At 60.0% G+C, this 22,613-nt stretch carries 25 protein-coding genes; 7 read left to right on the top strand and 18 right to left on the bottom strand.

The features are described 5' to 3' along the window. Nucleotides 1-5: 5 nt before the first annotated feature. Genes mnhG through AB6B39_RS06410 form a run of 3 tightly spaced genes read right to left on the bottom strand, consistent with a single transcriptional unit; the run spans nt 6 to nt 1,227 of the window. The gene (gene mnhG, locus AB6B39_RS06420) at nt 6-419 is read right to left on the bottom strand and encodes a monovalent cation/H(+) antiporter subunit G (RefSeq protein ID WP_284369539.1); all 414 of its coding nucleotides are present in this window, start codon (nt 417-419) and stop codon (nt 6-8) included. Continuing rightward, the gene (locus AB6B39_RS06415; RefSeq protein WP_371398723.1) at nt 416-730 is read right to left on the bottom strand and encodes a monovalent cation/H+ antiporter complex subunit F; all 315 of its coding nucleotides are present in this window, start codon (nt 728-730) and stop codon (nt 416-418) included. The genes mnhG and AB6B39_RS06415 overlap by 4 nt, the downstream gene beginning before the upstream one ends. Beyond that, nucleotides 730-1,227, bottom strand: coding sequence for a Na+/H+ antiporter subunit E (locus AB6B39_RS06410; RefSeq protein WP_284369543.1), 498 nt, complete (start codon nt 1,225-1,227; stop codon nt 730-732). Before AB6B39_RS06410 ends, AB6B39_RS06415 begins: the two co-directional genes overlap by 1 nt. A gap of 127 nt (nt 1,228-1,354) precedes the next feature. Here AB6B39_RS06410 and AB6B39_RS06405 point away from each other — a divergent pair, with 127 nt between their 5' ends. Both AB6B39_RS06405 and bla read left to right on the top strand, forming a co-directional pair. Continuing rightward, nucleotides 1,355-2,113 carry a uracil-DNA glycosylase gene (locus tag AB6B39_RS06405; RefSeq protein WP_284369545.1) on the top strand — a complete coding sequence of 253 codons (759 nt, stop codon included), beginning with the start codon at nt 1,355-1,357 and terminating at the stop codon, nt 2,111-2,113. Between the two features lie 55 nt (nt 2,114-2,168). Then, entirely contained in the window at nt 2,169-2,969 is an 801-nt protein-coding gene (gene bla, locus AB6B39_RS06400) for a subclass B1 metallo-beta-lactamase (RefSeq protein ID WP_284369547.1), read from the top strand. Here bla and AB6B39_RS06395 read toward each other — a convergent pair. The 3 genes from AB6B39_RS06395 to AB6B39_RS06385 are packed head-to-tail and all read right to left on the bottom strand — an operon-like array spanning nt 2,966 to nt 4,755. Beyond that, complete coding sequence (locus AB6B39_RS06395; RefSeq protein WP_284369549.1) at nt 2,966-3,544, bottom strand: DUF2064 domain-containing protein; 579 nt, start codon at nt 3,542-3,544, stop codon at nt 2,966-2,968. The two genes, bla and AB6B39_RS06395, sit on opposite strands and share 4 nt — an antisense overlap. Then, on the bottom strand, nt 3,541-4,272 hold the full coding sequence (locus AB6B39_RS06390) for a glycosyltransferase (RefSeq protein WP_284369551.1): 732 nt from the start codon (nt 4,270-4,272) through the stop codon (nt 3,541-3,543). Before AB6B39_RS06390 ends, AB6B39_RS06395 begins: the two co-directional genes overlap by 4 nt. A gap of 18 nt (nt 4,273-4,290) precedes the next feature. Further along, the gene (locus tag AB6B39_RS06385; protein ID WP_284369553.1) at nt 4,291-4,755 is read right to left on the bottom strand and encodes a hypothetical protein; all 465 of its coding nucleotides are present in this window, start codon (nt 4,753-4,755) and stop codon (nt 4,291-4,293) included. A 111-nt stretch (nt 4,756-4,866) separates the two neighbouring features. On the opposite strand from AB6B39_RS06385, the gene AB6B39_RS06380 reads away from it, so the two are divergent. Then, nucleotides 4,867-5,475, top strand: a complete 609-nt coding sequence (locus tag AB6B39_RS06380; RefSeq protein WP_284369556.1) for a ribonuclease HII — start codon at nt 4,867-4,869, stop codon at nt 5,473-5,475. Here AB6B39_RS06380 and AB6B39_RS06375 read toward each other — a convergent pair. The 3 genes from AB6B39_RS06375 to mgtE form a co-directional block, all read right to left on the bottom strand. Continuing rightward, nucleotides 5,472-6,491 (bottom strand): hypothetical protein, encoded by a 1,020-nt coding sequence (locus tag AB6B39_RS06375; protein ID WP_284369558.1) that lies wholly within the window; start codon nt 6,489-6,491, stop codon nt 5,472-5,474. The genes AB6B39_RS06380 and AB6B39_RS06375 overlap by 4 nt on opposite strands. Before the next feature lie 91 nt (nt 6,492-6,582). Continuing rightward, nucleotides 6,583-8,187 carry a lysozyme gene (locus AB6B39_RS06370; RefSeq protein ID WP_284369559.1) on the bottom strand — a complete coding sequence of 535 codons (1,605 nt, stop codon included), beginning with the start codon at nt 8,185-8,187 and terminating at the stop codon, nt 6,583-6,585. A gap of 120 nt (nt 8,188-8,307) precedes the next feature. Then, a complete protein-coding gene (gene mgtE / locus AB6B39_RS06365; RefSeq protein ID WP_284369560.1) occupies nt 8,308-9,690 on the bottom strand; it encodes a magnesium transporter in 1,383 nt (460 codons plus the stop codon). A 93-nt stretch (nt 9,691-9,783) separates the two neighbouring features. On the opposite strand from mgtE, the gene AB6B39_RS06360 reads away from it, so the two are divergent. Next, nucleotides 9,784-10,233: a prepilin peptidase gene (locus AB6B39_RS06360; protein WP_371398722.1), complete on the top strand. Its 450-nt coding sequence runs from the start codon at nt 9,784-9,786 to the stop codon at nt 10,231-10,233. On the opposite strand, the gene AB6B39_RS06355 is transcribed toward AB6B39_RS06360, so the two are convergent. Genes AB6B39_RS06355 through AB6B39_RS06340 form a run of 4 tightly spaced genes read right to left on the bottom strand, consistent with a single transcriptional unit; the run spans nt 10,230 to nt 14,075 of the window. Beyond that, nucleotides 10,230-10,652 carry a hypothetical protein gene (locus tag AB6B39_RS06355; RefSeq protein WP_284369563.1) on the bottom strand — a complete coding sequence of 141 codons (423 nt, stop codon included), beginning with the start codon at nt 10,650-10,652 and terminating at the stop codon, nt 10,230-10,232. The genes AB6B39_RS06360 and AB6B39_RS06355 overlap by 4 nt on opposite strands. A 2-nt stretch (nt 10,653-10,654) precedes the next feature. Next, nucleotides 10,655-11,323, bottom strand: coding sequence for a type II secretion system protein N (gspN, locus tag AB6B39_RS06350; protein ID WP_284369569.1), 669 nt, complete (start codon nt 11,321-11,323; stop codon nt 10,655-10,657). 8 nt (nt 11,324-11,331) lie between these two features. Then, the gene (locus tag AB6B39_RS06345) at nt 11,332-13,239 is read right to left on the bottom strand and encodes a secretin N-terminal domain-containing protein (protein WP_284369571.1); all 1,908 of its coding nucleotides are present in this window, start codon (nt 13,237-13,239) and stop codon (nt 11,332-11,334) included. After that, the gene (locus tag AB6B39_RS06340; protein ID WP_284369573.1) at nt 13,236-14,075 is read right to left on the bottom strand and encodes a type II secretion system protein N; all 840 of its coding nucleotides are present in this window, start codon (nt 14,073-14,075) and stop codon (nt 13,236-13,238) included. Before AB6B39_RS06340 ends, AB6B39_RS06345 begins: the two co-directional genes overlap by 4 nt. A 307-nt stretch (nt 14,076-14,382) precedes the next feature. Here AB6B39_RS06340 and folD point away from each other — a divergent pair, with 307 nt between their 5' ends. The 3 genes from folD (at nt 14,383) to AB6B39_RS06325 (ending at nt 16,685) form a co-directional block, all read left to right on the top strand. Continuing rightward, entirely contained in the window at nt 14,383-15,270 is an 888-nt protein-coding gene (gene folD / locus AB6B39_RS06335; RefSeq protein ID WP_348520140.1) for a bifunctional methylenetetrahydrofolate dehydrogenase/methenyltetrahydrofolate cyclohydrolase FolD, read from the top strand. A gap of 50 nt (nt 15,271-15,320) precedes the next feature. After that, nucleotides 15,321-16,292 (top strand): pyridoxal-phosphate dependent enzyme, encoded by a 972-nt coding sequence (locus AB6B39_RS06330; RefSeq protein ID WP_284369577.1) that lies wholly within the window; start codon nt 15,321-15,323, stop codon nt 16,290-16,292. 75 nt (nt 16,293-16,367) lie between these two features. Beyond that, complete coding sequence (locus tag AB6B39_RS06325) at nt 16,368-16,685, top strand: hypothetical protein (RefSeq protein WP_284369579.1); 318 nt, start codon at nt 16,368-16,370, stop codon at nt 16,683-16,685. A 25-nt stretch (nt 16,686-16,710) separates the two neighbouring features. On the opposite strand, the gene AB6B39_RS06320 is transcribed toward AB6B39_RS06325, so the two are convergent. From AB6B39_RS06320 to AB6B39_RS06300, 5 genes are all read right to left on the bottom strand, one after another. After that, nucleotides 16,711-17,508: a DUF6624 domain-containing protein gene (locus tag AB6B39_RS06320; RefSeq protein ID WP_284369581.1), complete on the bottom strand. Its 798-nt coding sequence runs from the start codon at nt 17,506-17,508 to the stop codon at nt 16,711-16,713. 148 nt (nt 17,509-17,656) lie between these two features. Next, a complete protein-coding gene (locus AB6B39_RS06315) occupies nt 17,657-18,163 on the bottom strand; it encodes a MarR family winged helix-turn-helix transcriptional regulator (protein WP_371398721.1) in 507 nt (168 codons plus the stop codon). A 62-nt stretch (nt 18,164-18,225) separates the two neighbouring features. Beyond that, nucleotides 18,226-19,284 carry a saccharopine dehydrogenase family protein gene (locus AB6B39_RS06310; RefSeq protein WP_284369584.1) on the bottom strand — a complete coding sequence of 353 codons (1,059 nt, stop codon included), beginning with the start codon at nt 19,282-19,284 and terminating at the stop codon, nt 18,226-18,228. A 92-nt stretch (nt 19,285-19,376) separates the two neighbouring features. Beyond that, nucleotides 19,377-20,399 (bottom strand): ACP S-malonyltransferase, encoded by a 1,023-nt coding sequence (locus AB6B39_RS06305; protein ID WP_284369586.1) that lies wholly within the window; start codon nt 20,397-20,399, stop codon nt 19,377-19,379. Beyond that, entirely contained in the window at nt 20,396-22,609 is a 2,214-nt protein-coding gene (locus tag AB6B39_RS06300) for a dehydrogenase E1 component subunit alpha/beta (RefSeq protein ID WP_284369588.1), read from the bottom strand. The genes AB6B39_RS06305 and AB6B39_RS06300 overlap by 4 nt, the downstream gene beginning before the upstream one ends. Nucleotides 22,610-22,613 lie beyond the last annotated feature (4 nt).

Below are 22,613 nucleotides of genomic sequence, written 5' to 3'. Positions count from 1 at the left end.
TTCGCTCAGCCCTCATCTTCGATGGAAGGCGCGCGCCATGGGCCGAGCTTCGGCTTTTCCCCGGCCCGGTATGCGGCGTGGGCGACGGCATGGGTGGCTGTCGGCGATGTCACGAAAAGGAAGAAGGCCACCAGCAGCAGCTTGGCGATCACCTGCCAGCTATCGCTTTGAACGATCAGGGCGAACAGAATCAGCTCGGCACCGAGCGTGTCGGTCATGCCCGCCGCATGCAGACGGGTATAGAAATCCGGCAGCCGAATGACGCCGATCGTCCCCGCAAGGACGAAAAACAATCCTCCCGCCAGACTGATGACAGTGATCAGATCACGCAGGAAGCCGATGACGTCGGCACCGCTTATGCCGCCGCTGGACGCAGTCGTGGCAACAGGCTCCGCCGCCATCAGCAGGACCGTCATCATGACCCGTCCTCCTGATCCGCCACATCGCGCAAATCGACCGTCAAAGCGCGGTAATTGAAGAATTTCAGCACGGCGATGGTCGCGATGAAATTCATCAGTGCATAAAGCAAGGCAATGTCGATCCCATCGGGCCGATCGATAATGAAACAGAAGACACAGAGAAACAGGACTGTCTTCGTCCCGAAACTGTTCACGGCCAGCAGGCGATCATAGAGAGACGGCCCCCCGATCAGCCGTGTCAGCATCAGCACCATGGCGATAATCAGAACCAGTGTCGCGGCCAGCATGATATAGGGCATGGGATCGCGCATTACTCTGCCGTTCCCGCTTCGGGTTCACCGACCGCCCAGGCCGAACGGTCGCTCATTTCCTCGAAATCTTCGGGGGCGCTCATCTCCGACAGGAGTGCATGAACAAGAATATGATCATCCTGCATGTCGACCGACACGGTGCCTGGCGTCAGCGTGATCGAATTGGCGAACATGGTTCTCGCCAGCGCGGATTTCTGCCCCGTCGGTATTTTGGTCAGGGTCGGCGAGACTTCGAGATTGGGCGAAACGACGGCGCGGACGACGGCGAGATTGGCTTTGACGATTTCGACCATCAGCCAGGCGAAATAGGCCAGCGCTTGCGGAACGGTCAGATAGGGCGCGGTTTCCTCATCGACGATTCGCATCCTGATCGTCATGATCAGCACCAGCCCGAGACTGATCGCCCCCAGCGTCAGCAACAGCGGCTTGGTGTAGCCTGACAGGACCCACCAGGTGGCGGCCAGTGCAATCAGAAGGATGGTGGCAAAACGCAGCATCACTTGGGCTGTTAGCGAAACGATCCGAGCGGTGAAAGTGAAAACCCGCGACAGATGCCCCCAGGATCGCCCCCAGCCTGTGCATAACCGGGGGGTCAATCACGTTAAACTGCCCTATAGAGGCTTTATGGAGACATCCCTCCGATCCCTGCTCGACTGGTATGAGCGCGTCGGCGTCGAAGCGCCCGATCTGCCGCTGGCGCGATCTGTCAGGCGGATCCGGCCCAAGCCCGCTCCCGAAAGCGTCCCGGCACGCGCGCCGACGTCGCCCAAATCAGACGTTGCCGATCCCGGCCCGATCGCTGCGGCCTGCAAGACGCTCGCAGACCTTAAGACCGCGCTGGACCAGTTTGACGCTGGTCCATTGTCAGACGGGGCGCGGCAGGCCGTTCTGTCGCGCGGCAATCCGGAATCCGACCTGATGATAATCGGCGAAGCGCCGGGTCGGGACGAGGATATGGCGGGCAAACCCTTTGTCGGGCGGTCGGGCCAATTGCTGGACCGCATGCTCGGGGCCATCGGGCTGAAGTCCGGCGAAGGCGATACGGATGACGTCTATGTGGGCAATGTCTGTTTCTGGCGTCCACCCAATAATCGCAAGCCCGATCCGGCGGAGCTGGAACTGTGCCGCCCCTTTGTGAACCGGCATATCCAGCTGGCGAAACCGAAACTGATCCTGCTGACGGGCGGGACAGCCATGCAGGTGATGACCGGCGTGACCGGCATCATGAAAAATCGCGGTCAGTGGATGAGCGTGAATGTCGGGACCAGCGATATTCCCGTTCTGCCGATTTACCATCCGGCTTTTCTGCTGCGCCAGCCTGCACTCAAGGCCGAAGCGTGGCAGGATTTGCTGACACTGCGCGAGGCTCTGGCCGCGCTTTGATTGTCGGGGTTATGGCCTCTTCCACTGCGGCGCAGCCCTTGCTACCTGCGCGACCATGAAACGCATTCTTCTTCTTTCTGTCGTTCTTCTTGCCTCCTGCGGCAGCCAAACCGAGGCCGTGACGCCTCCGGCCACGGAAGCACTTGCTGCCGATAGATTTCTGACCGAGCTTCGGGCCGACTACCCGGTCACATTATCACCCATCGCGGAAGGTGTCTGGGTCCATACGACCCATTATACTCTACCAGGTCAGGCGCCGATCCCAGTCAACGGCCTGGTCGTCATCGACGGCGAGGCCGTGACCCTGATCGATGCGGCCTGGGGCGAATTAGCGACCCTGTCGCTGATCGACGCCGTGCGCGAGGAAACGGGACTGCCGGTGACGCGGCTGGTCGTCACCCATCACCATGCGGACCGGACGCAGGGGGTCGATGCCGCTGAGCGCGAAGGGCTGGAAGTCTTCACCCATCCGGACACGCCGACGCTCGCCGCACGCGCGGGCTGGCCGGTGCCGAACACGTCCGTGGCAGCTCTCGACGCGCCGCAATCGCGTACGCGGGTCGGCAAGATCGAACTCGCCTTTCCCGGCCATGGCCATGCACCCGACAATCTGATCGCCTACCTGCCCGACAGCAACATTCTCTATGCAGGCTGCGCCGTACGCGGTGCGGAAAGCCGAACACTCGGCAATACGCTGGACGCCGACCTCCCCCTGTGGAGGGAATCCCTGCTCTGGACCAAGGCAACCTATCCCAACACGCAAACCGTCGTTCCGGGACATGGCAAGGGCGCTAACCTGTCGCTGATCGACGCGACGGTGGCGCTGATCGACGCGGAGCTCGGGCAAGCGAATTAGGCGCGCCGTTTCCAGACTTGAAGCCCGTGCAGGTCATCGACATCGGTCAGCATGCGCAACTTGGCGACATGACCACCAATCCGGCCTTCCAGATCGGATAAGGTATGCTCGCTTGACCAGCGAATCCTGTCGAACGTGTCCGTCGGCAGGGGCGCATGTGCGCCCATCAACCAGAAGCCGCCGTCGCTGGCTGGACCGAATACGAACGGCGCCTTTTTCAATGCCTGTATCGCTTCGGCAATATCGTTCGCCCTCACTTGTGGACAGTCTGTGCCAATGACCAGAACGGGCCTGGGCGGCCCGGAAAAAAGCTCGGCCAGACGCGGCGACAAGGATCCGCCAGGCTGCGCGCGCTGATCAAACCCCGCCCAGGCCGGGACTCTGCCGACAGACATTTTCGGCGTCACGTAGAGCGTCGTATCCCAGCGCGGGTCGGTGACATTGCGCAGGATTTGCGCCGTCATGGCGCGGTAGTGGCGCTGCGCATGAACCGGGCCGATATCGCGGGACAACCGCGTCTTTGCGGCTCCCATGGCCGGACGCTTGGCGAAAACGAAAAGCTCCGGACGGGTCATGCTGAATAGTCCCGCAACAGGACGTCAACCGATGCCCCGCGCTTATAGCGCCAGAGAAGGCCCAGATTGCGCGTGCCCCGACGCCACAGACCCTCTTGCCAGTGTTTGGACACATCCGTCGTCAGGACTGCTGGTAGCGGACGCAACGCCGCCACCTTGCGAATGCGTTCCACCACATCCACGTCTTCGAACAGGGGCATGGCGGCATAGCCGCCCACACGCTCATACAAACGCCGGGAGATCAGAAGGCCCTGATCGCCGTAAGGCAGACCCAGCACGCGACACCGCAGGCCGACCAGTCGGTCCATGAGCCGCGCGCGCATCCCGGACGCATCAGCGCGAAATTTGAAATAGCGCGCATCGGATCCGCGCATCGCTTTCGTCACCACGGATTGCCAGTCCTCCGGCAATTGCGAGTCAGCATGCAGGAACAAAAACCAATCATCCGTGTCGCCCGACAGGCATGCGGCCTTGGCACCGAGACGGAGCTGTGCGCCGCGGCCTGACGCGCCGAGCGCCATGACGCACTTTGCCCCAACGGCAATGTCCAACGTCTCATCCGTCGATCCGCCGTCAGAGACGATGACGTGCGCGTCGGCAAGCTGCGGCAGCAGGCGGCGCAGGCCGTCTTGGGCCTGCCAGGTCGGGATCACGATGATCAGCATGGTCGCGCGCTTACCCGTCATCCGCGCAAAGAAAAAGCCCGGCGCAATGCCGGGCTTTTTCACATTCGGGTGAAGCTCTGCTTAGTTGGTGGCGTCGGACGCGCCTTCAGCCAGTGCTGCTGCCGTTTGTGCGGCCAGTTCGGCTTCGATCTCTTCACGGGTCTTCGGGACGATTTTCTCGGTCAGATAGACGCGGCAGAAGCTACCACCCGGTGTGATCTCATTGGCGAATTCACCATTGCCTTCACACTGAATGACGCCAAAACCCTGACCGTCGTAGAATTGCGATGCCAGCGCTTCGCCACGCATCGGGATCAGGCAGATTGTTCCATTTGACAATGTTTCCACATTCCCGCCCTCATAGGTGCAGGACGCCGCGTCAGTAACGACGCCTTCAGTCGACGGCGTGGCCAGAGCTTCTGCGTCGGCTTTCGCCTTGGCTTGGGCTGCATCGTCGGTCTGAGGGGCTGCGTCCTGCGCAAAGGCGACGGGACTCAGGGCGAGACTGGCAACGGCCAGAACTGCGGCGATCTTGACGTTGAACATGGGTAACTCCTGAAGAATTCGGTTAAAGCCGTTTATCATTTACACACAGCGCGAGAAAGTCCTGCATTACATATCGTTCGTGCAGGTCCCGTGCCATAAGGCCGCTCAGACATGACACCGGATGACACGCATCATAACGCGGCACAGGCAAGAGGGTTCGCCCGTATCTGCGGTGCGGATGAAGCCGGGCGCGGTCCACTGGCGGGGCCAGTGGTCTGCGCGGCAGTCATCCTTGATGCGTCAGACATCCCGGACGGGCTGAACGACAGCAAGGCCTTGTCACCTATGCGTCGTGAATGCTTGCTGAACGCGCTCCAAGACAAGGCTGAAATTGCGATTTCGGTTATCGAACCGGCGGAAATCGACGCCTTGAACATCCTCTGGGCCAGCATGAGCGGCATGGCGCGTGCCGCCAGCAGCCTGCAGGCCGACTATGCGCTGATCGATGGCAACCGTGTTCCACCGGATTTGAGCTGCAGCGGAGAGGCCATTATCAAAGGCGACGCGAAAAGTCGCTGCATCGCAGCCGCGTCAATCGTCGCAAAGGTGGTCCGCGACAGGCTGATGATCGAGGCAGACGAGCGTTATCCCGGCTACGGATTTGCAAGCCATAAGGGCTATCCGACCCGCGCCCATCTCGACGCGCTGATGCGTCTGGGCCCAAGCCCCATTCACAGGCGCAGCTTTGCGCCTGTGCAGAAAGCCTTCAGACTGCTCTAGAAATTCCGTTCGAAGGGCTCGACATCGACCAGATAGCCCTCCTGCGACGCATCGATGCGGAATGTCACCATGTCGGTATGTGTGTTGTCCTTGGCCAAGGGCGTTTTGCGAATGATGCGTCCGGCGAATGACTTGACCTGGCGCGACATGGCGCCGTCCCGTTCATAGAGCGGCTGCGCGCCGAGATAGCGGCGCATCGTGGCATTGGTCAGCATTGCCGCGTTTTTCATACCGCTTTCCGTCGTCGAATATTCGGTCGTGACAGAGACGCAGAAAGTCTCATTATCTACGCGGTGCGGCGCGTTGAGTGGCCAAGTCGCCCCGTCGCCGTCTTCCAGTCGCAGCACGGTTGCATGCTGTTCGAAATCAGCGGTGTAAGGCAGATCGTCATCAATCATATTGGTCAGCGTCGCTTCATGCGCGCGGTCTGGAATAAAGGTCTGATTGACAGGCCAGACATAGACGGTCTTCCTGCCACGCACATGCCAGAGAATGACTTCGGTCTTGTCAAAATGATAGGGTACGCGCGCGACCGGCGAACTGATCAGAATGCCGCCCTTGGCATTGAAGGCCCGGTTGCCCGTCGCTTCGGACAGATCGCCATACATGCGGTCGAGTACGGCTTTATATTCCGGATGAATATTCATAGCCTGACGAACATTGATCCAGATCTTGCCCGCCTTGGCAGCGGCCAGCAGATCCGCACCCGGGATGCCACGAAAATCGCCGGTCCGGAACCGGTTCGGATAGAGCGGATGGTCAGCCGCACCCATCGTGCAAACGTCCAACATCGTACCGGGGTGGCGTTCCAGAAGATCGACCAGCGCGTCGTCGCTGAACAATCCGGTTTTCTCCAGCCGGTGACGGAACGTCATGATGTCGGACTGGAAGGTCGCGCTATGCTCGTCCGTCCAGCCATCGAGCATGTCAGGCACGGTCGCGACAGGCACGGATTTGCGTAGCGGAGCCAAATTGGCGCTACGGCTGGCAGAAGTCTGGGCAAGGGCCGTCGACATGATGGTGTCTCCGATAATTGGGTTCGGTCTTAGAGCGACGCGTCCTGCCACAAATCCGTTAAAGCTCTGACACTAGGGCGTTAACCGAACGCTAGGCAAACCGTCCGCGCGCCGCCGCATAGAGGGTGAACAGGATCATCAGCCCGCCCGTCACGGCGGCCGCAATAACCGAGGCCGGGCCCCAGGCGTTCAAAAGGCTCGTTGCGCCCCGGCCCAGCAATACGGCGCTGACGCCGATCAGAATGGCGCCCAGAGCCAACGGGATCCACATGCCGCCGCCCGCTTTGTCTTCATCCATCGCCACACCGGCCCGTTCCAGATAGCGCGTTGCCGCTTCGACTGGGTCACCCTCTGGATCGTAGATGACGTCTTTGGAGTCTCCGCTGGCGCGGATCACATCGTCCGCCGCCAGATTGTCGATCACAATCGGATTGATTACGCTATTATTCGGGGCGTCTTCGGCGACTGCTTCGCCGTCATTGAAAGCCAGGCCATCGGGATCACCGGGATCGACGGGCTCTGGATCGACCAGCTGACGGGACGGAAAGGTCACAAGGTTGGAGCGCTTGTCATCACTGGGCGCTTCGATCAGCGATTCAGGAAGATCAACAGTTTCCGTGACCGTCTCCTCGGCATCTGAGTCCAGCAGTGCACTGAGGCGCTCGCCCAGCGAGTCGGCGGCTTCGGATATGGGCGATTCAGTGAGGGTCTCTTCGACAGTCTCGTCAATAGTGCGGGCCGCGACCTCCAGTTCGTCCTCTTCGTCGTCAAGCTCTCCTTCGCTCTCAGCACTGTCCGCTGCCAACGCACTGCCATCATCTTCGTCGTCGTCGTCGTCATCGCCCTCATCTTCGTCATCATCTCCGTCCTCATCATCGACGACCAGCGCGTCTTCATCATCAGGTGCAAGTTCCGGCTCGGCGGTCGTAACCGCCATCAGGGACGCAAGATCGGAAAACTCAAAGGGGTCTTCTTCCGGCTCGGGCTCGGGCTCTGGATCGGCTTCAGGCTCGATCTCCGCCTCCATGTCTGCAGACAGGGTCAGGACATCGTCATCTTCGTCGATATCAACTTCCTCGTCCTCATCGAAAGCTGGATCCGGCGTGGCCTCATAGGGCGCACGCGCAATAATCCCGATAGCATCGTCTTCGGTAAAAATGGGTAAGCCGTCTTCGATCGGGCCAAGCCCGGTATCGTAATCCGCTTTGGGTTCGAGCAGGGCGCTCGGGGCGGGTATGATGGCTTCGGTACGCAGGAACAGGGATTTTTCAGCCGTACGGCGGCGCATCAGCGCGTCCACGACGAAGGTTTTCCCGTCGATGGTCGCCTTGCGCCAGACGTCGAACCCGGCGGCGGCATCCAGCGGGCGCCCATTATTTATGGCACGCAGTATATCCGATCCCCGGAAGGCCTTCGGACCGATATTGAAGGCCAGCGACACCAGCGCATCGAACTGGCTCTGCGTCAATGGCGCGTGAACCTCTTCATTGATCAGCTCTTCATAGGCTTCCAGATCCAGGAGCAGGGTTTCCTCGGCTTGCTCTTCCGTCATCCGGATCGGCGTCTGGGAGAAAACGCGGTGGCCATATCCGACGACGCGTGCGCCCGTCACAAGTTCGCGGTCGACAGGGCGGAATCCTTCGAACGCCTTGATCAGGCGAAGTCCGGTCTCCGATACGGAAAGGCTCCGGGTCATAGTGGCACTCTCGCTCATAGGTCGGGAGCGAAGTTGCAAGCTCCGTGCCGCATTCCCCTGACAGGAGAGCGGCACGCAGGAACGTGGTTAACAAACCCCTAACGGGCTCGGCACCGTTAATCAGAGCAGAACATAAGCTGCAACACCCAGGAAGGCGGCAAAGCCGACCACATCGGTCACAGTCGTGACGAATACGGAACTGCTGACAGCCGGGTCGGCCCCGGCGCGTTTCAATCCGAGCGGGATCAATATGCCAGCCAGACCGGCAAAGAAGTGATTGATGATCATGGCGATGAAGGCAACGCCCGCCAGTTCGATGTCGCGGAACCAGACGAAACTGATCCCGGCCATGGCGACCGCGAACATCAGTCCGATGATGACTGCAGCAATCGCTTCGCGGCGAATGGTGCGCAGGGCCGTGCCGCGGGTCAGATCACGCTCCGCCAGCGCCCGGACCGCAACGGTCAGGGCCTGCGTTCCTGCATTTCCGCCCATGCTCGCCACGATCGGCATCAGCACGGCCAACGCGACGATCTGCTCGATGGCGTAATCGAAACGCGCAATCACGAAACTGGCAAGAATGGCCGTAACCAGATTGACCAGCAGCCAGGGCGCGCGCGACCGCACTGTCTCGTAGGCGGTATCGGTAATGCCCGCTTCGCTCACACCCGCAAGCGCGAGAATGTCTTCCTTGTTCTCGTCCTGAATAATGTCGAGAATATCGTCGACCGTCATCATGCCGACGATCCGGCCTTGCATATCGACAACGGGCGCGGAAATCAGATGGTATTTTTCGAACAGATAGGCTGCCTCTTCCTGATCGAGATCCTGCGCGATCGTGAACAGCTTTTCTTCCATCAGCGATGCCAGCGTGGCATCGCGCCGGGCGCGCATCAGCTTTGAGACCGGGACATAGCCGACCGGCTGCAGGCGCGGATTGACGATATAGATATTGAAGAACAGCTCCGGCAGCTCTTCACCGGCATCGCGCATATGGTCGATCGTATTGCCGACTGTCCAGAATTCGGGCGCGGAGACAAACTCGCGCTGCATCAGCCGGCCAATGGTTTCGTCGTCAAACTTTAGCGACGCCTCGACACCTGCCCGCTCCAGTGGCTCCATTGCCTCCAGCACGTCTTCGCGCTGTGCCTCATCCATTTCTTCGATGATCTGCGTGACATCGTCGGAGTCGAGCTCCGTCAGCGCATCGGCAATCGCTCCGGGTTCCAGCAGCGGCAGCACATCCTCAACGACATCATCTTCGAGCTCCGCGAGCAGCTCACCTGTGATCAGACCCGGAGCGCGCGCGATCAACTCCTCACGCTGAGCGTCGGTCATTTCTTCCAGATAATCGGAGAAATCAGCCGGGTGCAGCGCATCCAGCCGGATGTGAAGCTCGTCATCACTGCTCAGACCCAAGGCAGTCACGATCGGATTGGGAGGGTCCTCCTCCAATCGCTCGTAAGGCTCTTTCAGGTCCAGCCGATCGGGCGTGTCGGACATGCGCGGCTCCCGGATGGGCAAGGTGGACGAATATGCGCGCTATGGCGGATTTACCCGCTTCCGTCCAAGGGCTTTTCCGATAAAGCAACGCCTGTGATCACCGGTGTGACAATTCTGAGCGGTGTGGTGCTGATCGGCGCGCTGGTGCAGCTGGCGCGAATAGACTGGGCCACGCAGCGTCTGCCCAATCTGATCACATTTCCCCTTCTGGCGGCTGGTCTGGCATGGGCGTTTGGCACCGCCCTGGACTTCTATCCGCACCTGCTCGGCGCGGCCTTGGGTTATGCAACGTTCTGGGCTGTAGAAACGCTCTACAAGCTGATCCGCAAACGCGACGGATTGGGGCGCGGCGATGCCAAGCTGCTGGCCGTCGGCGGGGCCTGGTGCGGGGCATGGGCGTTGCCTGCAATCGTACTGATCGCCAGTCTGGCCGCGCTCGCCTATGTCCTGCCGAAAGGCGAAGCGCGGGACGCGCGCATACCATTCGGGCCTTTTCTGGCGGTCGGCATCGGGGCGGTCTGGCTGGTCCAGCGCCTCGTTTAATTGCCGCGACAACTTTCCAGCATGACCAGGGGCTGTACCCGCGTATAGCCGTCATCCATCAGGGCGGTGAGACGCGCCTCAGGATAGCGGACACCATCGATCAGGGCGTCAGGCGGCCCCAGCTCGATCTGGACCGGACCGTAATCCGTGGCCGGAAACGCGCCTTCGGAACGCATCGAACGGATGGATTGCCCATCGGCGTAGAGCGCTGCACCGCCCTTTGCGAAAAACACGAAACGGGTCGCGGCCACGGCGTCCCAGCCGAACAGGCCGCACTCGCCTGCGGCAAGCGTCTGCGGCGGCAGTCTGTCGGCAGATGCCGATCCCGTCGCCGACATGTCGGCGGCCATCGAGCCCGCGTCAGGATTGCTCGCGCACGCGCTGACACCGAGCGCGACTATGAGAAGAATTGCACGCATGCCTAGCGCCAGCGCCCTTGCTCAGACAGGCTATATCCGCCTTGCCCATCCGGACCGAATCCAAACAGCGCCAGCGCATTGCCTGCCATCGGGTCCGCCGTGACGACCGAAATGTCCGACCGGTAGGTGCCGTCCATACCGGTCAGGATTGTGGCCGATACGTTTTGTCCGCCCTCTTGACCCGACAGGCGCACGCGCAAGCGTCCGTCGATGCAGTCGACCGGTCCTGCCAGCTCGGGTCCGTACCAGTCAAAGGTCGCACGGTTGGCGGACAGGACGTCGGTCGAGGCATGTCCGACAGCCGACACACAAGCACCTTCTTCGATAACGGCCTCGTCGATCTGCAGACTGACACGACCCACTAGTCCCGATAGACGCGCATCGGAGATCGGAAGCCGGGCAATCGGCATGGACAGGACCAGGTCCGTGACCCCGGTCGGGCTGACATCCCCACGAAACGTGACTTCTCCGGGGGCCGTCGCCAGCTGGACATGGCCCAGACGGCCATCGACCGACACGTCTCCGAGCAAGGGAACATCGTCGATCTGACCATTCCAATATGTACCTGTAACCGGACCGAACCCGTCAGGCAGGGCGCTATCGACCCATGCCAGAGGCGCATGTTGGATCAGCGAGGCCACCCCCGCCAGCGCCACTACGAGTATGATCAAGCGTCGATTCATTCGGTTGGCGCGATTGGATTGAGCGGATCGATCGGATCGATTGGAATCAGGTCTATCTTGGACACGTCTCGACCGCTCTGCAGACGATCTTCCATCCGCATCCGGCTCAGACGGCTCTGCGTGGCCAGTGCAGCGTCATTGCTGTCCCGGATGATGGTCGGTCGCAGGAACACCATCAGATTGGTCTTGGCACGCGTACGTCCTTTAGAGCGGAACGCATTCCCCACGACAGGAAGATCACCGAGTACGGGCACTTTTTCAATATCGATCTGTTCGTCGTCCTGCAGCAGACCGCCCAGCACGATGATTTCGCCGTCATTGGCCAGAACGGTCGTTTCGATCTGGCGCTTATTGGTCACGAAGTCCCCAGCCGTCGATGTCAGAACGCCGGCGATCGAGCTGACTTCCTGATTGATTTCCAGCCGGATGACGTCACCCTCACTGATCTGCGGGAGGACATCCAGTTGAATACCGACTTCCTTGCGTTCGAAAGTGCGGAATGGATTCAGATTAGCCGTGCCGAGCGTTTCGCCCGTGGTGATCGGAATTTCCTGACCGACAAGAAAGGTCGCCGGCTGATTATCCAGCGTCGTGACGAACGGTGTCGACAGAACATTGCTGTCATCATCGGTTTCGACCGCATTCAAAATAGCTCCAAACAGAATATCGTCGCTCTGGCCACCGACTCCGATCGTCCCGCCACCAAGCCCGGTCAGGCTGGACAAGGCAGCCGCCTGTGTGGCGTCATCCGTCGTCGCACCAGTCAAAGCCCCAGCCAGAGAGAGGAGATTGGGCGCACTGCGCGTATAGTTGGTCGAAATCAGCGGCACGGTCGATCCCGACGTATCACCCAGCGCAAACTGGACGCCCAGTTCTTTCGCTGCGGTTTCGGAAATTTCGACAATCAGCGCTTCGACCAGAACCTGCGGACGACGCACGTCCAGCTGACGGATCAGCCGCGCCAGATCGGCCTGCGTATCGCCGTCCGCACTGATGACCAGCGTGTTGGAGCCGACATCATAGGCGACCGTCGGCGCCGCCTGCCCATCACGCACATAGGACGGCAGCAGACCGTTCAGCATCTCCAGCAGATCCGCGCCGTTAGCGAAGCGCAGGGGAATTGTCGTCAGAGCACCGCGCGGAGTCGCGCGTCCAACATCCATTGTCGCAAGCAGCTGGCGCAGCCGGGCCATTTCATCCGGTGCCGCCTCAATGATCAGGCTGTTCGTTCCCGGCAGAGCGACCGCCTTGTAGGTCTGCTGGTCGGGCGTGCGCCCACTCAGCGCCGTCAGGACCTCCTGCGCATCGACAACAGAAATCTGATTGAGCGTGACCACCTCCCGGACCAGATTGGTCGTTTCCATCGCGGCGGCAATTTCCCGCGCCTTGACAAGATTTTCCGGGAAGTCGGTCACGACGAGAACGCTTCCATTCGGGTTGGCCGTGACCTGTCCCTGGCTGTGCATGACGGGCTTGATCAGTCGCGCTGCAGCGGACGCATCCGCTTCCCGCAGCTTGATGATCGCCGTGCTCATCTGACCTGATACACCATTGGCACGGGTTAGCGGGGCATCCTGCGCGCTGCCTTGCAGCAATGTCACGCGGTATTCGCCATTGGGTGTACGGATCAGCGTGTAGCCATGAACGCGTAGAACTTCCTTGAAGACCGTGAAGACTTCGCCGTCAGTCAGCGCCTGTTCACTACTGATCGTCACTTTGCCTTGCACCCGCGGATCGACCAGAAATGTACGCCCTGTCACCACGGCGACATCGTCGATAAAATCGCGAATATCGGCTTCCTGCAGGCTGACGTAATTATCGTTTGCCATGGCCGGACCGGCTGCCAGTGTCAGCGGCAAGGTCGCCAGCGCTGCGCCGACCATCAGGGTTCTGAAAAAGCTCATGAAGATGATCCAATCGTGATCGTCATGGGTTGGCCGTTGCGGATCAGATCGACAACGACCGGGCGGCCCGCACCCGCTGCCTGACGGATGGCGACGATGTCGGGCATGCCGCTCATCAGGCTCTGCCCGGCAAACCGCGTAATGATATCGCCGGACTGCAAGCCGAATGCGGACAGGTCGGCGGAGCTGTTACGGGCCTTTATCAGCAAGCCATTGCGCTGCATCTCGCGATCGAATGACGGGACAAGCTCGACCTGCGACAGAAGTTGTGTGGCGTCCACCGTGCCCAGCGTACGCAGGCCTGTCGATTGTGGGGCGGATGTGGAGCGGGTGGCGCGCGCCGCCGTCTTGGCGTCTTCGGTCGTCAGTCGTTGCGTCTGGCCATTGACGTCGATCAGGACATGGGTTGGAAAGACGCCGCGCAAGACTACGTTCGGCATGATCGTGTCACCGATATAGTAATTGTCCTCCTGCCCATCAGGGGTCCGGATAAAGGCTGTGCCGTTCAGACCCGAACGCAAGCCCTTGAGTGTCAGGTTCAGCGTCGTCTCAGGGGCATCATCGCCCGTATCGACAGGCGGAATCTCGGTGTTATCCGCGTCTCCAGCAGCAAAGGGATTATAGGAAAAATCATAGCTGACCGCGGTTCGGGCCTGGATCGGACCCGCATCTGCGATGAGAACAGGCTCCCATGTCGAGGACGGGACGAACAAGGCCAGGATGAGCCGGATCGTCAACCATGCGGCCAGAGTGCAGAACACAGTCATAAAGACAAGGCGAAGCACCGCCATCAGCCTGTCCGGTTGCCCTGTCGATGTCGAACCGTCACGGTTCATCTCAATTCTGTCCCCTTCGGTACCGGCCTATTCATCGCAAACCGGTCCAGTTACAAAAGATGCGCCCTAGCGCGTCTTTGCGAACAGTTTACGACACTCAGAAAGGTTTGCCGGGCAATTCGCATCCTGTCCATGGTACAGGTCAGGCAGACACACAGTTCTAACATGTGATAACCGCCTTCCCGAACACCCTTCATCGCCTCTATAGCTCACACGAAACAACGCTGACCCTACCATTGAATGGATTTTCGGATAGACGATCCTGATGGTCAGGCGGACATGCGTCTTGGTCGTGACGGAGCAGATGATGAACAGCAACCATATTGATGGCAAAGCGGTCGCGGCGCGTCTGCGCGAAGATGTCGCGCTCACCATCGCGTCACTCTCTGTCACTCCGACGCTCGCCGTCGTTCTGGTCGGCGATGATCCGGCCAGCCAGGTCTATGTCGGCAACAAGGTCAAGTTCTCCCAGGCGGTCGGCATGAACAGTGTGGAGCGCCGATTGCCCGCGGAGACGACGGAGGCGGATGTCGTCGAAACGGTTCGCGCTCTCAATGCCGACCCGGACGTGGACGGCATTCTCGTGCAGCTGCCGCTGCCCGCCCATATCGATAGCGATCGGGTGATCGCCGAAATCGACCCGGACAAGGATGTTGACGGGCTCACGGAAATCAGCGCCGGGCGACTGTCGCTCGGAAAACCCGGTCTGCGACCCTGCACACCGACAGGCTGCGTAATTCTGGCCAAGGAAGCGCTCGGCGATTTATCTGGCAAACATTGCGTTATCATCGGCCGCTCGATCCTCGTCGGAAAACCGGCGGCTTTACTGTTTCTGCAGCAGAACTGCACCGTCACGGTCGCGCATTCCCGCACCGATAATCTGCCCGTCGTCTGTCGCGGCGCGGATATTCTCGTCTCGGCCGTCGGGCGTCCAAACATGGTCAAGGGCGACTGGATCAAGGCCGGGGCCTGCGTGATCGATGTCGGCATCAATCGCGTGGCGGATGCGTCACGCAAATCCGGATCGCGCCTTGTCGGCGATGTGGATTTTGCCGAAGCCGAGCCAGTGGCCGGCGCGATCACGCCTGTGCCGGGCGGTGTCGGCCCGATGACGATCGCCTGCCTGTTGCGAAATACCGTTCTGGCGGCCTGCGCGCGGCGCGACCTGCCCGTGCCAGACGGACTATCGATCTGAGCGCAACAGGCACAGACAGTTTGCGGGGCATCCTTGATGCGTTCCCGCGCATGGGCATCGCACATTTGCCGACCCCGCTCCACCCGCTGAACAATCTGAGCCAGCATCTCGGCGGCCCGCGAATCTGGGTTAAACGCGATGATCTGACCGGACTGGGTACGGGCGGAAACAAGCTACGCAAAATCGATTACGCCTTGCGCGATGTGCTGGACGCGGGCGCAGACTGCGTCGTGTCCGGCGGGGTGGTGCAGAGCAATTCCGCGCGGCAGGTTGCTGCAGCCTGTGCCGCCGCCGGCATTCCCTGCCATCTGGCCGTTTTCGAAGGCCGGGTCGAGGCGGGGTCCGAGCGTTACTATACATCCGGCAATGCGCTTCTATCTGATCTATTCGGGGCAACCAAACACCCGATGCCTTGGTCCTCAGACCCCAATCAGGCGCTGAAGACGATAGCATCGCGATTACGCGCAGACGGGTTTGATCCGGCCATTCTGCCCTACGGGGTTTCCAGCCCCATGGGCGCGATCGGCTATGCAACACTCATTGCCGAAATCGGCGAGCAGATGGACCGCGCCCCGGCTGCGATCATTTTCGCATCTGGATCCGGCGGCACCCACGCAGGGATTGCCATGGGTTGTCAGATCGGTTTGCAGCAGACGCAGGCGATCGGTTTCGACATCGACGCCCAGCCGGATCGCGTTCGACAGGACACGGCCGCGATCATGCTTGCCGCCGGTAAACGGCTAGGCTGGATATTCGATCTGGACGCTATCGACCTGCGCAGTGGCATGGCAGGTCCGTCCTACGGTGTGCCACACGAAAAATGCCTGGAGGCGATGCGACTTGCTGGACGTCTGGAGGGTTTGGTGCTCGATCCGACCTATTCGGCCAAATCGCTCGCAGGGCTGATCTCATTGGTCATGGACGGCACATTCGACAAGGCTGACGATATTGTCTTCGTGCATACGGGCGGCGACGCCGCGATCTTCGCTTATGAGCCGTCTCAATTGGGCCTGATGGGCTAGGATTAGCGACAAACCACCATGGGATGGCCCAGTGCTCGCCCTATTTCTGTCTGATTCCCAATGGATACGGACAGCATGACACAGCGCCTTTCATCCCGGTTCCGGACCGCTCTCGCCACAGTCACGCTGGGCCTGCTCGCTGCCTCAGCGCAAGCGGGTGCACCCGGTCCGAACACAGGCGATACAAGCTTCCGCATCCTGCCGCCGCTGATCGATACGCCGGACACGCCGAAGCTCTACGCCGCAGAAATCCGGAATGCCGTATCCGTCCGCATGGACGCTCTGGAGGAGCAGGGAATCGAGGTCGATCGAGAATCCGCCGACGGGATCGGGCTTGATGTCGCTGATGATCGCATCGTCGAAGCCCAGCAACCCCCGCCTCGAGAGGGTTAGGCGCGCAGGATTAGGCGGATCAGAACTAGCCGCAGACATTCGCTTCCATGCTGGCCAGGCCTTCCTCAACAGTGTTCAGGCCCATTTCCGCACGACGCTCATTGACCGTTTCGGGATTTTCCAGCGGCCTGAGTTCCATCTTGCCATTTTCGTCGCATTCCCAGTTCGGTTGCGTACCGTAGCGCTGCAATTGCCCGGTATTCACGGCAACCCGGTCCCACAGATAGGCATAATTGCGCAGGCTCGTTTCGCCGCGGTCCACATAGGATTTCATCCTGGCCAGAATGTCCGCCTGAAATTCCGGATGGTCGTCCGCGTGCTGAACCAGAATCCAGGCATGAGCGGACACGCTCTCGCCGAACCGTTTCGTGTCAATCCAGCCGTAGCGATCTGCGTAATCTGCAATAGCCGTCGTTGCCATGGCGTCGATCCGTGTCCCATGCGCGACAGCGCGACTTTGCGCCCACTTTGTAGTATCTGTCTCATCTAGTTTTCGTAAGCCAATCATGGCATGGCGAGCGGCCTGATCTTCCCGCCAGAGCCGGGTGATGTCCGTCTGAACTGCGAGAATATCTTCGTCCTGAGCAGGGTCAAACCCGCCGCGTGTCGCATGGTCATCCTGAGCGGCGCTGAGTTGCCACCGAAATGTGACATCTCCGGCGGCAAAAGTTGCCTGGCACGCCTCAGTGGATGGTGAGCCGTGCGCCATTCTCATCGCCGACCTGACAAGAACGGCATTGGCGAGAGCGTCCTCATCGACCGTCTCAGCCGCAATGACGTCCTTAATCGCGTCGGGGATGACCAGTTCAGCGCCCCTATCCACATCGCAATAGGGTGTCGCGTTAAAGCCGATAGGCTCAGCAAAGGGAGTCTCGATAGTTGCCTCGCAACCACACAACACTAGCGCTATACTCAAACAGGTGACAGTCTTCGTTATCTCATTGCCCATCTGCAGTCCCCTTTTCCTATAATCAGAGCAGCCCGCGGGATTCGAACCGATCGACGAGAGAATGATCGCGGATCGCTTTCATCGCCGCACCCAGGATCGCGGGCAGATCACAACCTATTTCCTCATAGAGTCCCTCATAGACACGCGACATGTCACGCATGCAGACACGCAGCCTATCGGCCTGGTCATGGCCGTAATCCGTCAGGTGAAGCTCAAATCGCCGACCGTCTGTCGCGTCAGGACGTCGTTCGAGCAGGCCAAGCGATATGAGTTTACGCACACGCTGGGCGACAAGCTGATGCGGCAATCCCAGAGTGCTCGCAATTTCTGTCAGAGACGACCCACTTTTGAGCGATAGACTATGAAGGGTTGAAGACAGTTCGACGGGAATGATTATCTGTCGACGGTCATAGATGTCTGCCACCTGATCAGAGGTCAGCCTGACAAGATCATGCGCGGCCTTCCCCAGATAGGCCTGTTTGGTCGTATGGTCAGTCAGAAATGCCATCAGTTGCGCAACTGGTTGCATATCTGATCCTGTTTGTCAATATCCCAGCTTCGATAAGGCAAATCATCCGAGCGGGGCTGCGGTTAGCGTGTGTAGAAGCTGCCGGTTCGCGTATTCAGCAGATTGTCGAGCGAAATGTCTTCCTGCTTGAGGAAGCCTCTACTGGGCAGCTTGCCGTCCCGGACCATTTCGATCACGGCTACGACCGAGCCCGCCGTCGTCCAAGCGATCGCGGTGCGGGACTTGCCGGCAATCATAAGCGGCTTGTAGGCCCCGACATATTCCTTTCGTGACAACTGTCCGTTGATCGTCCCTTCAGCTGCGACATGGACATAGACGACGTCTTGATCAACGGGCGGTTTGGCGTTGACGAGAATCTCACCTGCTCTCTCCCGGTCTTCACGCATCAGAAGCTCGTGGAAGAAGAAGTTCATCAGGTCGAAATGACCCGGATAGCGCATGGTCTTATAGTCCATATTCTCGACCTGGCCGAGATAGGTTTCGCACATGGTGCCGAGCCCGCCCGATGTGGTGAAGGCCTCCAGTTCGAGACCGTCAATGAAGATTTTCTCGCGCCACTCCATGGCGGAAACCATCTTGCGTTCGCCCTCTTCGATCACTTCGCAATCATTGAGATATTCGTTCACCACCCCTTCCGGCGACCAGTTAAACGCATAGCCCATCAGCCCGGTCGGATTCTGCGGCAGCGCGCCGACCCGCATCCGGCAGGACCGGCATTCATCGAACTTCTCAATCAGGTCCGCACCGACGATCCCGACGAAACCCGGCGCCAGACCACATTGCGGTGCCATCAGCCCCTTGGAGGTTTCAGCCAGTTTGCGCACATGATTGGTTGTCGGCACATCTTCGGTCAGATCGAAATAGTGTATCCCCGCTGCATGAGCGACATCAGAGACACCGATATTGAGGTGATAAGGCAGGCAGGACAGAACGGCATCCATCTCGGCGAACAGAGCGCCGAGTGAGACCGCATCCGTCACATCGATGCGACGGACTTCATGATTATGATTGTGCGGCTCGGCATGCATATCGACACCGACAACTTTGAAATCGCTATCGACCAGCAATTGCGCCGCCAATGCGCCAACTTTACCAAGCCCCAGAACGGCAATGCTCTTCATGATGCTCTCCGAGATAGAAAGAGCGCGCTTTGACAGGGAGGCGCGCCATTGTCATCGCGCGAATGCGCAAAATGACGGTATAATTTTGCGAATTATGTCACGCGAGGCCGCTGTTCCGCATGACCCATGGCGAGCAGAATCGGATCCGTCGCCTGACGGTCGATGAACTCGGTTTTCGTCGTCAGCCCGTCCCAATCGCACATCAGCATGGCCTGCGCCGTCGCGCCGCCCAGCGTATTGCCTGGCCCCAGCACGATAATGCAATCCGGCGCAAATTCCTTCAACCCGGTCTGAACGGCGCGGGTGAAATCATACGGTTCTGTCACCTGAGCGCCGAACGTATAGTCCCACAGCGCCGACAGATCGGCTGCGCGGGGCATCCAGATAGCGCCGCGCCCATCAATGAGAGGAAGATCGGGCTGACGGAATAGCGACTCCGGCAGTGCCGTCCGGCCGCGCCGGCTATTATCGTCCATCAACGGCGTGTGAAACGCGCCATGATTCGGAAGGCGCATCGGAAAACGTCCATCGATCTTATCGAGGCGGCTTTCGGCTTCGGCCAATGCGGCATCCGTTCCAGCCAGCACCAGCATCCCGCCAAATGGAATGGACAGATAGAGACCATCGATCGCCTCGATCAGACCGAACAGGATCTCTCGCATCGCCGGATCGGGTCGCCAATCCGCATCCATGGCCGGATGTACGAACTGACCGCCAACCGCATGTTCATGCATGATCGTGCCCATCGTGTTGACGACACGGAACCCGTCATCTGGCGACAGGGCCCCGCCACCGGCGAGCGCCGTATACCAGCCCATGGAATTGCCGGTAACGGCGACGATGTCGTAGGCGTCGCGATCAATGCTCTGAAAATCGGCGATGGAGCAACTATAGATCAGACCCGATGCATTATCGCCGCGCGTGAGTCGCGCGCGTGAGAATCTGTGGCTGCCATCCAGCTCTGCGATCGATGGCTGAGCGAGCGCCTGACGCTGTTCATCGAACCGCGTGATCATCACCGACTTGTCGGCATGATGGCTGCGCAAATAGCCGAGCTCCGGCGCATTATAGACGCCCCTGCCCGGACAGACGATGAGCGCCGTCTTGCGTGTCATTTCGCCTCCTCCACGACTGCGACAGCCTTGGTGACGATCGCGTCCCGATCCGGCATGGTTACGCCGTAGGCCGGACCCGTCGCAATGAAGCAATCGGTCGCCATCAGGCGGTGTGCCGGAACGTCACCGTTTTCCGCAAATAAGGTCATCAAGGCTTCGCTGTGCGAACCCTGTTCGCGGCACTCATCGACAATCAGGACCTGCTTGCAGCCTGCCACAGCATCCAGCACCGCCTGCTTCGGCAGCGGGGATAGCCAACGCATATCGATGATCCTGGCGTCGATTTCGTGCGTATCCTTGAGGATCTTCTGTGCTTGCCGCGACAGATAGGCCCCATTTCCATAAGTCACGATCGCCAAATCATCACCCGATCCATGTGTGGCCACTTCGCCCAACAGAACCGCTTCATCACCGTTCGGATAGTCGCACATCCAGCCACCATCGCCAGCGTCGTGGAGATCGCGCGTCATGTAGAGCGCGATGGGTTCGAGGAACACGACAAGCCTTTGTTCTTCGCGGGCAAGACGGACACATTCGCGGAGCATCAGAACGGCGTCGCGTCCATTGGATGGGCAAGCCAGGATCAGGCCCGGAATATCGCGCAACGCGACAAGACTGTTCTCATTATGGAAATGCCCGCCAAAGCCGCGCTGATATCCCAGACCGGCAATGCGCACGACCATCGGGTTGGTAAACTGTCCCTTGGAGAAGAAGGGTAGCGTTGCCGCCTCCCCGCGCATCTGATCGATCGCGTTATGAAGGTAGGCCAGAAACTGAATTTCCGGGATCGGCAGAAAGCCATTCTGCGCCATCCCGATTCCAAGTCCCAGTATGGCCTGCTCATCCAGGAGCGTATCGATGACACGGTGCGCGCCGAAGCGTTTCTGCAGTCGCTGCGTGACGCCGTAAACGCCGCCTTTGCGTCCGACATCCTCGCCTGCGAGCACGATCTCCTCATGGCAGAGCATAAGGTCGGTCAGCGCGAAATTGATCAACTTCGCCATATGCTGGGATTGACCGAGCGCGCGCTTGTCACTTTCGCCGAAGCATCGATCCCGCGCCATCGGAACCGGGGCAGATGGTTCCTTGCAACTGCGCGTCGGCGGGATCAGGCTTTGCGCCACAGCCTCAGCCGAATTCAGTCGCGGGCGTCGGATGGCCTGCTCGGCCACACGCGCCACGCGCGTGTCCATAGCGACATAGCGATCAAGAACATCCTGCGCTGTCATCACGCCTTCAGCGATCAGGCGCGCCGCCGTCACGAGAAGCGGGTCCCGCGCTTCCGTAGCTTCGATTTCCGCTTTGGAGAGATAGGTGCTGGGTGCATCCGGTCCCGCATGACCGTAAAGACGGACGCATTTAGCGTGAAGGAAAGCCGGGCGGCAACGGCGTCGTACCTGCTCGGCAGCCTGTTTCGTGACCGTATAGGCTTGGAGGATGTCCGTCGTATCTGCCTGAAAATAATCCAGCGCCGGACGCGACGCGACGGATTGCTCAACCCAGTTTTCCGGGGTCTTGGTCGAAATCCCGATACCATTATCTTCGCAGACGAACAGGATCGGCAGGGGCGACCCCTGATAGGCGGTCCAGCTCGCTGTGTTCAGCGCACCTTGCGCCGTCGAGTGGTTGAGCGAGGCATCGCCAAACGTACAGACGACCACCCCGTCCTTTTCCATCTCACGATGCTCGGGATCGATCCGCCGCGATAGCGGGATACTATAGGCCGCTCCGACAGCTTTTGGCAGGTGCGAAGCAATCGTCGATGTCTGCGGCGGAATGGCAAGCGTCTTGGACCCCAAAACCTTGTGGCGACCGCCGGAAATCGGATCCTCCGTCGAGGTCGAGAAGCTTAGCAGCATATCCCAGAGCGGGGTCGTGCCTGGCACCTGCAAGGAGCGTGCGATCTGGAACGTCGCATCCCTGTAATGCAGGAACGCCATATCCGTCGGACGGAGCGCCCAGGCGATGCCGGCATTCCCTTCATGACCGGATGACCCGATCGTGTAGAAGCCCTCGCCTCGAGCCTGAAGCTTTAACGCAATCCGGTCGAGATGACGCGACAAAAGCTGCGCATCAAACAGGGCGACCAGATCATGCGCGGCAAGACCCGACCGTGCCAGATCCATATCAGTTCGCGGCGACGGCAAGTCTGTCGCGGCAACCCGAGACAGAAAGTTGCGGTGAACCGTTTCCGCGTGATCGCGGCTCATACCA

This window comes from Algimonas porphyrae, assembly GCF_041429795.1.
GTDB lineage: Bacteria > Pseudomonadota > Alphaproteobacteria > Caulobacterales > Maricaulaceae > Litorimonas > Litorimonas porphyrae.
The sequence above is the reverse complement of the archived record's forward strand: the minus strand, read 5'-3'. Positions and strand labels throughout refer to the sequence as shown.